This is a genomic window from Euzebya pacifica, from assembly GCF_003344865.1.
Lineage (GTDB): Bacteria > Actinomycetota > Nitriliruptoria > Euzebyales > Euzebyaceae > Euzebya > Euzebya pacifica.
Map to the genome: position 1 here is coordinate 4,752,893 of NZ_CP031165.1, position 13,275 is coordinate 4,766,167.

Consider the following 13,275-nt stretch of genomic DNA (forward strand, 5'->3'; position numbering starts at 1 on the left):
GACGGTAGGCAGGGGCGCTAACCGGCGGCTAACGCCCTGCCACGGCGGGCGAGGCGGTCTGCACGAGGGGTGCGGTGGGAGCGAGCTGGAGGGTCTGTGCCTGCGGTGCCGAGGTCGCGTGGGCCAGCACCTGCTCCTTGAACGACAGGCCACAGCCGCTGCACTCGACGGCACGGCCGAGCCGGGCCAGGGGAATGACGGGGATCCAGAAGAGGGTGAACCAGCGGCGGGCCTCGCGAAGCCGGGCCTGGCGGTGCTGGCGTTCGTAGGGGCAGGCGAACATGCCTTCCCACAGGATTGCGAAGCGGGTCCTCCAGCCGAAGACGATCATGACGGGCGTTCCTCTCGTGCGGTCCAGGGCAGCGAATCGGATGCACGGGAGAACCACCCCGACGTCCGCGAGCATTGCCGCGCGGACCGCCCGCAAGGGTTCTGTCAGAAGTGGACGGGCCGGTTGGTCGCGCGCACTCCTCAGGCGGGCTGGCGGTGGCCCAACCGCTGGCGGAGGTCCCGGACGGCGACTCGAGCCGCACGAGTGGCGCCGATGGTGCTGGCCGATGGGCCGTAGCCGAGGAGGTGGATCCGCGGATCCCCAGCCACCTGCGTACCGTCCATCGTGATGCCGCCGCGGTCGTTGCGGAGGTGCAGCGGGGCGAGGTGGTCCAGCGCATGGCGGAAACCGGTCGCCCAGAGGATCACGTCGGCCTTCACCTCCCGGCCGTCGTCCCATGCCACCCCGTCGGCGGTGAGCCGGTCGAACACCGGCTGCCGCTGGAGGACGCCGCTTGCCCGGGCCGCCTCCACCGCTGGGGTCAGGGCCAGGCCGGTGACGCTGACGACGGACTCGGGACGGGCACCGACGGCGACCCGGTCGGCGATCCGCTGGACCGCGTCGCGGCCGGCCTGCTGGTCGAACGGACCCGACCGCCAGGCCGGTGGCCGCCGGGTCACCCACGTGGTGGAGGTGACCTCGGCGATCTCCAGCAGGTGCTGCACCGCCGAGTGGCCACCGCCGACGACGACCACGTGCTGGCCGGCGAAGTCCTGCGCGGACCGGAAGTCGGCGGTGTGGAGCTGCCGGCCGGCGAAGTCCGCCATCCCCGGGTACCTCGGCCAGAACGGACGGGTCCAGGTGCCGGTGGCGTTGATCAGCCCCCGGGTTCGCCACGTCCCCTTGTCGGTGTCCACCAGCAGGCGCCCGTCGCCGGCCTCGTTGACTGTGTGCACTGCTGCCGGGCGGATGATGGGGAGGTCGAAGGTGTCCTCGTACCTTGCGAAGTACTCGGACACGACCTCGCTGGAAGGCCTGGTCGAGTCCGTCGGCGCGGAGTCGAGGTCGAGGCCGGGCAGCGGGTGGATGCCGTGGGCGCCACCGAGGGTCAGCGACGGCCAGCGGTGCCGCCACGCGCCACCGGGCCCGTCGTTGCCGTCGAGGACCACGAAGTCGGTGTGCGGCCTGAACCCACGGTGGGCCAGGAAGTATCCGGCCGACAAGCCAGCCTGCCCAGCGCCGATCACCACGACGTCGACGTCCATCACGCATCCTCTCATTGGTTGTGATTCATACTTCTTAACCATGGGAGGCCCGCGGGCATTCCTGTTGGGGTACAACACGAAGATGACTATGCGCGTTGCCGTGGCCGGAGCGACCGGGTGGACGGGGCGGGCGGTGGCCGAGGCCGTCCTCGCCGCCGACGACCTCGACCTCGTGGCCGCAACGAGCCGCACGGCGGCCGGGCAGGACCTCGGTGACGTCTGGAGCGTCGGCTCCAACGGCGTGCCGGTTCACGCCACCGTGGAGGAGTCGTTGCGGGTCGGGGTGGACGTGCTGGTCGACTACACGTCCCACGAGGTCGTGGGCAACCACGTCCGTGCAGCGGTCGGTGCGGGCGTCGGTGTCGTGGTCGGTTCGTCGGGGTTGACCGCGGAGGCGTTCACCGAGATCGATGAGGCCGCCCGGGCTGCCGGGGTCGGTGTGATCGCGGCCGGGAACTTCTCCATCACCGCGGCGATGATGCAGGCTGCGGCGTTGCTGGCTGCCGCGCACCTGCCGCAGCGCGAGGTGATCGACTACGCGTCGGCGACGAAGGCCGACGCCCCGAGCGGGACGGCCCGCGAGCTGGCCGAACGCCTGGACGCGGTGCGACCGACGGAGCTCGCGCGACCGATCGCCGAGACCGGGGGCATGGCCGAGGCCCGCGGTGCGTCGGTGTCGGGGACCCAGGTGCACTCGTTGCGGCTGCCCAGCTTCAGCGTGTCGACGGAGGTCGTGTTCGCCCTGCCCGACGAGCGCCTGACCATCAGGCACGACGCCGGGTCGTCGGCAGCCCCGTACGTGGCAGGCACCCTGCTGGCGGTTCGCCGCGTCGGCGACGTCGTCGGGCTGATCCGCGGCCTGGACACGCTGCTCCTCGGCTGAGCGTCGGCGTCCTCCTGCAGCCCGACTGCCCGGGCGATCAGGACGCCGCGCGGTAGGCCGCGTCGAGCTCGGCGAGGACCCCGTCATCGGGCCTGGGCTCGCGGCGGAGGTGGATCGACCGGAGCTCGTCCATGAACCGGTCCCGCACCTCCGGGCCGCCGTCGGCGAGCAGACGGGCTCGCACCGCGAGCTCTGGGGTGGTCGGGAGCCAGCGCGAACCCCAGTCGCCGAGCTCGACGATCAGGGGCACCAGCTGGATCGCTGCCTCGGTGAGGAAGTAGTCGACCTTCTGTCGATGCCCGGGACGGGGTTCACGAGTGAGCAACCCGGCGTCGGTGAGCTTGGCCAGCCGTGAGGCGAGGACGTTGGTGGCGATCCCCTCGAGGGAGTGGTTGACGAGCTCGCGGAATCCAGTCCGGCCTCCGAACATCACGTCACGCAGCACGATGAAGCTCCACCGATCTCCGAGCAGCTCCATCGTCATGTTGATCGGGCAGCCCGACCTTCCCTGTGGGACATCGAGGTGGATCGAGCTGGCTGGTGGCGTCATGCAACCAGTCTAGCTAGAGTCATCCGTATCCGATTGCGAACCGCAAGCGGTTTGGTCCAAGGGAGGGAACCACGATGCAGCAGCGAGTCAGGGTGCAGAACTTCACCGTGTCGGCTGATGGGTACGCGACCGGTGAGGGCCAGTCGCTCGAGCGGCCGTTCGGACACGCCGACCCCGCTGAGCTGATGCGGTGGGGCCTGGCGACGAAGAGCTGGCCGGGACGAACCGATGCTGGCGGGTCTCGCGGCCTCGACGACTACTTCATCCGCGACTTCAGCCACGGGATCGGCGCGGAGATCATGGGACGCAACAAGTTCGGCCCCCAACGCGGCCCGTGGCCCGATCACGGATGGCTCGGGTGGTGGGGCGACACGCCACCGTTCCACACCCCGGTGTTCGTGCTCACCCACCACGAGCGTCCGTCCTTCGCGCTCGCCGACACCACGTTCCACTTCCTCGAGGCCAGCCCAGCCGACGCCGTCGGACGCGCTGCTGCGGCAGCGAACGGACTCGACGTCAGGGTCGGCGGCGGCCCCACGACGATCCGCTCGTTCGTCGACGCCGACGTGGTCGACGAGATGCACATCGTCGTCGCCCCCATCACCCTCGGCGCCGGCGTCCGCTTCTGGGACGACCCCTCGGAGTTCGACGACCGCTTCCACCACGAGTCCGTGCCGAGCGCGAGCGGCGTCACCCACCACATCCTGTGGCGGCGCGACAGCTGACCCACCGCAACCGCACGGCCCGTTCGTGGCTGGTTGACCGGCCGGAGAAGGAAGGACGAAACGATGCCCGCACCGATGTCAGCGACGAACCTCACACGACAGTTCGACGGCGGGGAGGCGCAACCGAACGATCCGGGAGCGACGATCGACTGGGCCGAACTCGTCGATCGGCTGCACGCTGGCGGAACGTTCTGGCTGACGACGATGGATGTCGATGGACAGCCGCACACACGTCCGGTGTTCGCTGTCGTCGTCGACCAAGCGATCCACGTGTCGTCGTCCTCGACCGCGGTCAAGACGCGTCACCTGGCCGGTCACGGTTCCACCTCTATCGCGCTGGGGACGGAGGGACTCGACATCGTGTGGACCGGCACGCCACGGCGGGTCGTCGACGCCGATCGGCTCGCGGCCGTCGTCGACGCGTACCGAGCCGCATACGGGTGGGACGTTGCCGTTGACGGCGACGCCCGCGCGCTGACTGCCCCGTACGGCGCACCCACCGCCGGCCCGCCGCCCTACGAGGTCTTCCGCATCGAACCGCGCACCGTGCACGCCGTCGCCACCGATGAGTCGCTCGCCGGCCGCTCGACCCGCTGGGACTTCGACCCGCCCGGTCCCTCCGCACGGGTCGACCGCGAGTCGCGCATCATCGACGCCTCGGCCCGCCAGGTCTTCGACGCACTCGTCGATCCGACCGCCCTCGCGCAATGGCTGCCGCCGGAGGGGATGAGCGGCCGCTTCGAACACGCCGACATCCGGCCGGGCGGCAGCTACCGCCTCGTGCTCCTGCCCGACGACCCAGTCGGCTCGGGCAAGGCCGGTGACGGCACCGACGTCGTGGAGGCGCGCATCGTCGACATCGTCCGTGACCGGCGGATCGTGCATGCGGTCGACTTCGAGTCCGACGATCCGGCCTTCCACGGCACGATGACGATGACCTGGACGCTCGCGCCCGTGGGTGGAGGGACTCGCGTCGAGGTCATCGCGACGAACGTCCCGGCGGGAGTCTCTCCCGAGGACCATTCCGCCGGGCTCTCCTCATCGCTGGCGAACCTCGCCGACTGGCTCGCGGAACCAACGCCGCGACACTGAGCACCGACCGCTCGGTGCGGTTGGTGTGGTCAGGTGGGTGTGGAGGTGAAGGTGCGGCCGTCGGTGAGGGTGATGGTGACGGCCCTGGTATGTCGGTCCATGACTGCGTGGATGTCGTGGTCGTGGATGGTGGTGTGGCAGGACCTGCAGAACAGGGCCAGGTTGTCGGTGCACGTTGGCCCGCCCAGTTCGCGGGGCACGAGGTGGTGGGCGTCGGTGTGCTGGGCAGGGGCGCTGCAGCCGGGCATGCGGCAGCCGCGGTCGACGGCGCGAAGGGTGCGGTAGTGGCGGCTGGTGATGGGGCCGGTGTGGTCGCTGATGGCCCCGGGTCTGGTGTCGTCGACGACCACGGTCGACAGGGCCGGGTCGCACAGGATCCGTTGGGTGGTCAGCCGGGTGAGGGGGATGGGGCCGCCGTGCCAGCGGGCGAGCAGCCGGCCGATGGGGCCGTGGGGTGCGGTGGTGTCGATGACGACCGACACGCTGGGTCGGGCCGGACGCGGCACGGTTGCGTCGGGGCTGGTGCCGGCGAGGTAGGTGGCGGCGGCGCGACGGAGGCCTTCGGCGAGCTGGGCCTGCCGGGTGGTGGTGGGCTGCAGCTCGGCGGGGACGGCCTGGCCGTCGGCATCGGCCCGGACCGCCTCGGGGATCGTGGGCCGGTCGGCGGCAGCCTCGGCGGCCTCGCGGATGGTGAGGACTGACTCGAGGCGGTCGTAGCCGGAGAAGTGGGCACCGCCGAGCAGGTCGGGCTGGATGCGGAAGAACGCCCGGTCGGCCGGGTCGTACCGCTCGGCGTTGGTGTCGTGGAGGATGTTGGTGGCCCAGTCGCGGGCGGTGGCCACGATGGCATCGGGGTCGGCGCCTGTTGGCATGGTGGCCAGCGGTCCGGCGAGGTCGTCGTCGAGCTCGGTGGTCTGTGCGGCGGTCAGGTCACGGGTGGCCGCGACGATCCCCTGGGTCTGTGACCACGACAGCTGCCCCTCGGCGAACGCCGCGTCGACGGCGGGCATGCGGGTGAGGGTCCGTTCGGTCCGCATCAGCCGGCGGATGTCGGTACCGGTCCGCCCGGCCGCCAGGGCCAGGAAGCCGTCCAGTCGCAGGCCGCCGGTCGCGGTCCGGCCGCGGGCGTGGTGGCGGTGGTGACGGATCAGCCCGATGGTCTCCGCGATGATCCGGTCGGTCTCCGCCAGCAGCCCGACCAGCCGCTCCACCGCCGACACGCCGGACCGACCAGCAGGGATGGCGTCGGGACCGGCCGGGTGCGGCCCGGGCGTGTGGACGTCGTCGGGAAACACCCCCTCGGGCAACCCGACCACCCCCTCCACACCCACCTCCAACACCTGATCCGTCATACCCGTATTGAACCCCGAGGGTGTGACACTCACGTCGGTGACGGAACGTGTCAGGCCGGGTGAGACAGGTCTGAGTTGGTTTCTGGTGTGGGTGGGTTGATCCAGCTGGTTGCTGGGATGGTGGGTGCGTGGGGTCGGGAGCGGAAGCGTTCGGGGTGTTGGGCGTAGGCGTCGTCGAGGACGCGTTGCCGGGCCTTTCGGATGTGGTGGTGGCGTCCGGTGTGGACGTCGGCGGGGGTGTGCAGGCCGATGCCGGAGTGCCGGTGGATGGTGTTGTAGTAGGTGAGGAAGTCGTCGGTGAACCGGCGGGCGTGGCCGAGGTCGGTGAAACGGCCGGGGAAGGTGGGGGCGTACTTGAGGGTCTTGAACTGGGCTTCGGAGTAGGGGTTGTCGTTGGAGACGTGGGGTCGGCTGTGGGAGCGGGTGACGCCGAGGTCGGCCAGGAGCTGGGCGACGGTCCGGCTGGTCATGGAGGTGCCGCGGTCGGCGTGGATGGTCAGCTGGTCGCGGCCGATGTGCTCGGCTTTGGTGCAGGCGTCGAGCAGGTCGCGGGCCAGCGCGGCCGATTCGCGGGTGGCCACGGTCCAGCCGACGGCGTAGCGGGAGTAGACATCGATGACGACGTAGAGCTGATACCAGGTCCACTTCCACGGGCCACGCAGCTTGGTGATGTCCCAGGACCACACCTGGTTGGGGGCGGTGGCTACCAGCTCGGGCTTGACGTGGGCGGGATGGCTGGCCTGCCGGCGACGCTCACGAACCATCCGTTGCTCGCGGAGCAGCCGGTACATGGTGGAGATCGAGCAGAGGTAGTCGCTGTCCTCGTCCAGCAGCCGCGCCCACACCTGGGCGGGCGGCAGGTCACAGAACCGCTGGGAGGTCAGCAGCCCGATCACCTCGGCCCGTTCGGCGTCGGTGAGCGCGCGTGCCGGCCGTTGCCGTGGTCGGGGTGGCGGTTTGGGTCGGGGGTGGTGGGTGCGGTACCACGACGCGCGTGAGCGGCCCACGGCCCGGCAGGCCCGGGCGGTGCCGATCAGCGGGGCGAGCTCGGCGATGGCGTCGTCCTGGATGGCGGTCACTCGGTCCCGGGCTCCGCGCTCCTGGAGATCTCTTCCAAGAGCGCGTGAACTTTTCCCTGGACCTCGATCACGGCCTGGGCCTTGGCCAGCTTGGTCCGCAGCCGCTCGTTCTCCTGGCGGAGCCGTTCCAGCTCCGAGCGGGACGGGCCGCCCCGGCCGCCCTCGGATCGTCCTGGTGTGGCCACGAGCGATCCTTCCCGGTGTTGGCGCCGCCAGTCGGTGATCAACGAGGAGTACAGGCCCTCGCGGCGCATCAGGGCGCCCTTCTCACCATGCTCGGAACAGCGGTCGTACTCCGCCAGTATCGCCAACTTGTAGTCCGCGGTGAACCCGCGACGCGGTCGACGCTGCCCGTTGGGGCCGCGAGGAGCGACAAGCTTGCCCCGGGGCACCAACGCCACCGGCGGACTGGTGGCGGTACGAACCGGACTGGACGCATCAGCATTGCTCATCAGGCACTCCGATCTGATCGCTCAGATCCTGCACCCCAACCTGTCTCACCCCCCGTAGGCACAAAGGGGTGAGGAACCGGTCGCACCCTCTGCTTCCCGCCAGGACTCCGCCAGCCACCCGGCCAGTTCCACCAAGGCGGTCTGCGAGGGCGTCGCACCGAACCTCCTCCCTCGGGAGTCCACGCAGTCGAACAGCGTGGCGGCCGCCTTGACGACGGAGGGCGCCGACTCGGTCGATTCGAGGCGCAGGAGCTCGACCGCTCGCGCACGGTCAGTCGACCACTCCCCTCGCTCGACCGTCAGGTGCATGGCGGTCGTCATCAGCAGACGGCGAGCCACGACGGTTGGATCGGCGCCATCGAGTCGACCGGCGGCCAGCCGTGGCAGCCGCTCGAGGAGGTCACCGGCGAACCCGCGGACGAGCGCACGGTCGCCCCGGCACCTAGTCGGCGGCACCGCCTCGCCTGCCAGGTGGACCGCGTAGGCCGTCAGGAAGCACCGCTCGATTCGACCGCGTTCGTCATCGGCCACCACCACCTCCCGCGACATCGTGGACACGCCGATCTCGCGGACCAACCGGTCATCGGCCAGGGGTCGCACGACGTCGGTCAAGCTCGGGGTCGGCGCACCCTCGTGTACGACGATCAGGTCGAGGTCGGAGCGGCCGGGCACCGCGCGGCCGGTTGCCACGGACCCGTACAGGTACAGCGACGACACCCTCAGAGACGGATCGCCCATCAGCCGGTCGACACATGCCTCGACAAGCGGGCGGTACGCGGCGGGGATGCGGTCCGCTCGAGCACCGGTGACCACCAGGCCGTCGGCGTCGAGTCCCTCCTCTGGATCGTGCACGGCCCGAGTGTGTCCCTCCTCGGGCGGATCGTGCCGAACCTCGCGCCTGGACGACGCAGGCCCCGATCGCGCCAGTCGGGGCCGTGGAGAACGTCACCTGTGTCCCCGTGCGACGCCGGCGTGCTGTTTCCCAACCGTGGAGTCGGGAAGGTCAATGGGTGACGAACGAGCACGACCCACCGACACATCGGAGGAACACATGAACACTGCACCAGCCGTACTAAGCGCCACCAGCATCGATGGCAACGACATCCGCAACACCCAGGGTGAGGACCTCGGCAAGGTCAAGGACCTGATGATCGACCTCGCCGACGGATCGGTGTCCTACGCCGTGGTGTCCTACGGCGGCTTCCTCGGGATGGGCGACAAGCTGTTCGCCGTCCCGTTCGAGGCCCTCACCGTGGACCCCGAGCACCACGCGTTCATCCTCGACGCCAGCAAGGAGCAGCTCGAGAAGGCTCCCGGCTTCGACAAGGACAACTGGCCGAACTTCGCCGACCCGCAGTTCGGCGACACCCTGCGCGCGTTCTACATCCGGTAGGCGCCAGCTGAACTCGAGGAAGTGGCCCGGGCATTCGTGCTCGGGCCCTTTCCGTGTCTTCCGGGAAGCCCTCCAGGAGGAGCGGATCGTGCCGAAACGCACCAATGGGTGGTTCAGGCCCCGATCGCGCCGATGACCACCGGGTCAGCCGAGCGGCCCCGCCCCCACGTCGCCGGCCACGACGTCGCCACCCACCACGGTCGCCGCGATCAGGGGGACGCCGGGGCGGTAGGCGAGGTGGTCGGGGGACGGGGCGTCGAGGACGACCATGTCCGCCCGCGCGCCCACCCGAAGGTGGCCGACGTCGTCCACGCCCAGCGAGCGGGCGCCGCCGGCGGTGGCCGACCACACCGCCTCGGGCAGGGTCAGGTGGCAGTCCCGCACGGCCAGGGCGATGACGAACGACATCGACGTGGTGTAGCTCGACCCCGGGTTGCAGTTCGTGGCCAGCGCCACGGTCGCACCGGCGTCGACCAGCCGGCGCCCGTCGGGATAGGCCTGGCGGGTCGAGAAGTCCGTCGCCGGCAACAACGTGGCCACGGTCGACGCCCCGGCGAGCGCCTCGACGTCCTCGCCGGCCAGGTAGGTGCAGTGGTCGGCCGACGCGCAGCCGAGCTCGACGGCCAGCCGCACCCCCGGCCCCTCCCCCAGCTGGTTGGCGTGCACCCGGCCGGCCAACCCCTTCGCCATCCCTGCCCGCAACACCTCCCGCGACTGGTCGGCGTCGAAGGCCCCCTCCTCGCAGAACACGTCCACCGATCCGGAGAGGGGTGCGCAGGCGTCCAGCATCTCCCCGGTCACGAGCGACACGTAGCCCGCCGGGTCCGCGGCGTGCTCGGGCGGCACGACGTGGGCGCCCAGGTAGGTGGTGTGCGGGGTGACCTCGCGGGCCAGCCGCAGCAGGCGCGACTCGCCCTCCGGCGTGGCCGCGTAGCCCGACTTGATCTCCAGCGTCGTGATCCCCGCCGCGCGGGCCTCGGCCACCCGGCCGGCCAACGCGGCCCGCAGATCTTCGTCCATCGCGGACCTGGTCGCGCCGATCGTGGTGGCGATGCCGCCGGCGGCGTAGGGCTGGCCGGCCATGCGGGCGGTGAACTCCGCCGACCGGTCACCGGCGAAGACCATGTGGGTGTGGCTGTCGACGAAGCCCGGCAGCACCGACCGGCCGCCCAGCGACACCCGCTGGTCTGTCGGCGGGGTCGACCCCGTCCCGACGGCGGCGACACGGCCCGAGTCGACGACCAGCCAGGCGTCGGCGAGGCCCCGGCTGACCTCGGCGCCGTGCCGGCCCACCCCGGACGCCGCCGCGTCGACGCCGGCGGGCAGGGCGTGGGCGGGGTCGTGGGTGGTCAGCCAGGCGATGTCGGTGAAGGCGGTGGTGGTCACGAGGATGCTCCGATCAGGAAGGAGAGAGGGACGTCCGCAGCGCCTCGGCCACGTCGAACCCGGTGTGCTGGCCGTCGGCGACGACGACCCGGCCGCCCACGATGGTGTGGGTGATGTCGGCGGCGGTCCCGGCGTGCACGATCCCCGCCAGCACGTCACGACGCGGCACCCCGGCAAGACGCACCGAGTCCAGGCCCACGACGCAGAGGTCGGCCAACGCCCCGGCCTCGATGCGGCCGGCGTCGGCCCAGCCGAGCGATCGGGCCCCGCCGGTCGTCGCCGCCGCGATCAGCGACGCCGGGGAGAGCAGGCCTCGTTGCTGGGTGACCAGGCGGAGGTCGGCCTCGACCGCCCGTGCCTCCTCCAGCAGGTCGATGACGACGTGCTGGTCCGAGCCCAGCGCGAGGTCCGCACCGGCGTCCCGCAACGCCATCGCCGGGACGACGCCGTCGGCCAGGTCCCGCTCGGTCGTCGGGCAGGCGCAGACCGTCGACCCGGTCGACCCGAGCAGCCCGATGTCCCCCTCGTCCAGCCACACCCCGTGCACGGCCGTGAACCGCTGGGCCAGCGCCCCGGCCCGGTCCAGCAGCACGACCGGCGACACCCCGTGGGCCTCGACGCAGGCCGCCACCTCGGCGGGCTGCTCCGACACATGGGCGTGCAGCACCGAGCCGTCGTCCAGCACCTCGGCCACCCCGGCGACGGCCTCACCGGCCACCGCCGCCGGCACCGCCCGGACCGAATGCAGCGCCGCACCGACCCGTGCACCGACCCCGTCCACGCGGGACGACAGGTCGGCCAGGCGGGACAACCACGACGGCACCGAGCCGTCGGAGAACCGCTGCTGCACCGGCGCCAGGCCGGGCCGCTCCAGCGTGTCGCCCACCCCGGCGGTCAGGTACAGGGTGTCCAGCAGGGTGATGCGGATGCCTGCATCGGCGGCGGCCGCCAGCAGCGCCTCACCCATGGCGTTGGCGTCGGCGTGGGGACGGCCGTCGACGTCGTGGTGGAGGTAGTGGAACTCCCCGACGGCGGTGATGCCGGCCAGCGCCATCTCGCCGAACACCCCACGGGCCAGGGCGTGGTAGCTGTCGGGCTCAAGCCGGCCGGCCACCCCGTACATGACCTCCCGCCAGGTCCAGAACGATCCCGGCTCGCCCCGGGCCCCACCTGTCCCGTGGGTCCGGCCGCGCAGCGCACGATGGAAGGCGTGGGAGTGGGCGTTGACCAGCCCCGGCAGGGTCACCCCCCGCAGGTGGGTGCCGGTCGCGGCGACCTCGTCGAACCGTTCGCTGTCCGCTTCGACGACGGCCAGCCGCCCGTCCTCCACCGAGAGCACCACCCGGTCGGCCACCACGCCGTCGGCGGGCGCGCCGACCAGCGCGTGGTCGCAGGCGAACCAGCCGGGACCGGCAGGGCTCACGAGCCGACCCGCGCCACGTAGTCGCTGATGCGTGCCTCGAATGCCTCGCGGTGGAACCGGTCGTAGTTCTCCCACGTCGTGAACGAGCGCGAGTCGGCGACGCGGTCGAGGAAGACCATGCCGTCGAGGTGGTCGACCTCGTGCTGGAAGGTCCCGGCGGTCACCCCGCGCAGCACCTCGTCGTGCTCGCCGCCGTCACGGTCCAGCCAGCGCACCCGCACGGCCGTCCACCGGGGCAGCTCGCCACGGATCACCGGCACCGACAGGCAGCCCTCGATGATCGGTTCGGTCCCCTCCTCCTCCAGGGGTTCGAGGGTCGGGTTGACGAGCACGGTGAGGGGGATCAGCGGTTTGTAGGGGTACCGCGCCCTGGTGTGCGGGCCGACCTCGGCGATCGCGACCCGCAACGACGACCCGATCTGGGTCGCGGCGATCCCGGCCCCGCCGGCGTCGTGCATGGTGTCGATCAGGTCGTCGATCAGCCCCTGCACCTCCGCCGAACCGAGCTCGTCGGCCGCGATGGGCGTGGTGGGCGTGCGCAGGACCGGGTCGCCGACGTGAACGAGGGGACGGACGGCCATCAGCCCGCCGTCCGTGGCCACAGGACCGGGAAGAGCGGATGGTCCATCGGCACCCCGGCGGGCAGCTCGTCGACCAAGCCGTCGAAGGGCGGTGAGGTCGTCCACTGCCGTGGCGCGTGCACCATGTCGTCGCCGAGCATGCGGATGGAGATGACCCGACGGCGACGGGTCGACCCGCCGGCGGCATGCAGGGTGAGCATGTTGAAGAAGACGGCGTCACCGGGCTCCAGCGCCCAGCCGACGACCGGCCAGCGGTCGGGTTCGCCCTCGATGTCTGGCAGGTCCGACAGGGTCCCCTCGGGGAACCACTTGGCCTGCGCGTCCTGGAACGTCCGCGGCATGTACCACTCGCCCGTGTGGGAGCCGGCCACGAACTCCAGCGTCGACTCGCGGTCGACCGGGTCGACGGGGAACCACATCGAGGTGTTCTGGGTGCCCTCGACGTTGTAGTAGGGCTGGTCCTGGTGCCACGGCGTGCGCTGCCTGGTGCCGGGCTCCTTGGTCAGCATGTGGTCGTGGTACAGCCGCACCGTCTGGCTGCCCATCAGCTGGGCGGCGATCCCGGCGGCCGGCGACTCGTGGACGAACCGTTCGATCTCGGGGATTCGCTGCCAGCTGCAGAAGTCCTCGATGAAGGCGCCGTCGTCCTCGGCCGAGGCCCGCTTGGCCTTCGGTGAGAGGTCGGCGAGGTTGGCGTCGACGGCCCGGCGGGCCAGCTCGACGTCCTCGGCCGAGAAGGCCCCGCGGACGACGACCACGCCATCGCGCTGGTACGCCTCCACGGTCGCGGGATCGACGGTGAACGAGTCAGCAGCGGTCATTG

Annotated in this window: 14 protein-coding genes; 4 read left to right on the forward strand and 10 right to left on the reverse strand. The window is 71.3% G+C overall.

Annotation, left to right across the window (positions count from 1 at the left end):
• Positions 1-28: 28 nt before the first annotated feature.
• Both DVS28_RS20410 and DVS28_RS20415 read right to left on the reverse strand, forming a co-directional pair.
• Positions 29-331 carry a zinc ribbon domain-containing protein gene (locus tag DVS28_RS20410; protein WP_114593113.1) on the reverse strand — a complete coding sequence of 101 codons (303 nt, stop codon included), beginning with the start codon at positions 329-331 and terminating at the stop codon, positions 29-31.
• A 140-nt stretch (positions 332-471) separates the two neighbouring features.
• Positions 472-1,536, reverse strand: a complete 1,065-nt coding sequence (locus tag DVS28_RS20415; RefSeq protein WP_114593114.1) for an NAD(P)-binding domain-containing protein — start codon at positions 1,534-1,536, stop codon at positions 472-474.
• A gap of 82 nt (positions 1,537-1,618) precedes the next feature.
• Between DVS28_RS20415 and dapB the strand changes: the two genes are divergently transcribed.
• Complete coding sequence (gene dapB / locus DVS28_RS20420; protein WP_114593115.1) at positions 1,619-2,419, forward strand: 4-hydroxy-tetrahydrodipicolinate reductase; 801 nt, start codon at positions 1,619-1,621, stop codon at positions 2,417-2,419.
• A 37-nt stretch (positions 2,420-2,456) separates the two neighbouring features.
• Here dapB and DVS28_RS20425 read toward each other — a convergent pair whose 3' ends face one another.
• Positions 2,457-2,969, reverse strand: a complete 513-nt coding sequence (locus DVS28_RS20425) for a winged helix-turn-helix transcriptional regulator (RefSeq protein ID WP_114593116.1) — start codon at positions 2,967-2,969, stop codon at positions 2,457-2,459.
• 74 nt (positions 2,970-3,043) lie between these two features.
• Between DVS28_RS20425 and DVS28_RS20430 the strand changes: the two genes are divergently transcribed.
• Both DVS28_RS20430 and DVS28_RS20435 read left to right on the forward strand, forming a co-directional pair.
• The gene (locus DVS28_RS20430) at positions 3,044-3,694 is read left to right on the forward strand and encodes a dihydrofolate reductase family protein (protein WP_114593117.1); all 651 of its coding nucleotides are present in this window, start codon (positions 3,044-3,046) and stop codon (positions 3,692-3,694) included.
• A 63-nt stretch (positions 3,695-3,757) separates the two neighbouring features.
• Positions 3,758-4,786 (forward strand): SRPBCC domain-containing protein, encoded by a 1,029-nt coding sequence (locus DVS28_RS20435; protein ID WP_216826183.1) that lies wholly within the window; start codon positions 3,758-3,760, stop codon positions 4,784-4,786.
• A gap of 29 nt (positions 4,787-4,815) precedes the next feature.
• Here the strand turns inward: DVS28_RS20435 and DVS28_RS20440 are convergent, their stop codons facing one another.
• The 3 genes from DVS28_RS20440 to DVS28_RS20455 form a co-directional block, all read right to left on the reverse strand.
• Complete coding sequence (locus tag DVS28_RS20440) at positions 4,816-6,138, reverse strand: HNH endonuclease signature motif containing protein (RefSeq protein ID WP_114593118.1); 1,323 nt, start codon at positions 6,136-6,138, stop codon at positions 4,816-4,818.
• 50 nt (positions 6,139-6,188) lie between these two features.
• Positions 6,189-7,669, reverse strand: a protein-coding gene (locus DVS28_RS20445) for an IS3 family transposase (RefSeq protein WP_425461034.1) whose coding sequence is annotated in 2 segments (ribosomal slippage) — positions 6,189-7,258 and positions 7,258-7,669 — 1,482 coding nt in all. Because the reading frame shifts where the segments join, the coding sequence is not laid out codon by codon here.
• A gap of 45 nt (positions 7,670-7,714) precedes the next feature.
• Positions 7,715-8,521: a nucleotidyltransferase domain-containing protein gene (locus tag DVS28_RS20455; RefSeq protein ID WP_114593120.1), complete on the reverse strand. Its 807-nt coding sequence runs from the start codon at positions 8,519-8,521 to the stop codon at positions 7,715-7,717.
• Positions 8,522-8,720: 199 nt separating this feature from the next.
• On the opposite strand from DVS28_RS20455, the gene DVS28_RS20460 reads away from it, so the two are divergent.
• Positions 8,721-9,062: a PRC-barrel domain-containing protein gene (locus DVS28_RS20460; RefSeq protein ID WP_114594305.1), complete on the forward strand. Its 342-nt coding sequence runs from the start codon at positions 8,721-8,723 to the stop codon at positions 9,060-9,062.
• A 144-nt stretch (positions 9,063-9,206) separates the two neighbouring features.
• Here the strand turns inward: DVS28_RS20460 and hutI are convergent, their stop codons facing one another.
• Genes hutI through DVS28_RS20480 form a run of 4 tightly spaced genes read right to left on the reverse strand, consistent with a single transcriptional unit; the run spans position 9,207 to position 13,273 of the window.
• Positions 9,207-10,448, reverse strand: coding sequence for an imidazolonepropionase (gene hutI, locus DVS28_RS20465; RefSeq protein ID WP_114593121.1), 1,242 nt, complete (start codon positions 10,446-10,448; stop codon positions 9,207-9,209).
• A 13-nt stretch (positions 10,449-10,461) separates the two neighbouring features.
• Positions 10,462-11,871: a formimidoylglutamate deiminase gene (locus DVS28_RS20470; protein WP_114593122.1), complete on the reverse strand. Its 1,410-nt coding sequence runs from the start codon at positions 11,869-11,871 to the stop codon at positions 10,462-10,464.
• A complete protein-coding gene (locus DVS28_RS20475; protein WP_114594306.1) occupies positions 11,868-12,452 on the reverse strand; it encodes a peptide deformylase in 585 nt (194 codons plus the stop codon). The genes DVS28_RS20470 and DVS28_RS20475 overlap by 4 nt, the downstream gene beginning before the upstream one ends.
• Positions 12,452-13,273: a phytanoyl-CoA dioxygenase family protein gene (locus tag DVS28_RS20480; RefSeq protein WP_114593123.1), complete on the reverse strand. Its 822-nt coding sequence runs from the start codon at positions 13,271-13,273 to the stop codon at positions 12,452-12,454. Before DVS28_RS20480 ends, DVS28_RS20475 begins: the two co-directional genes overlap by 1 nt.
• Positions 13,274-13,275: the final 2 nt, after the last annotated feature.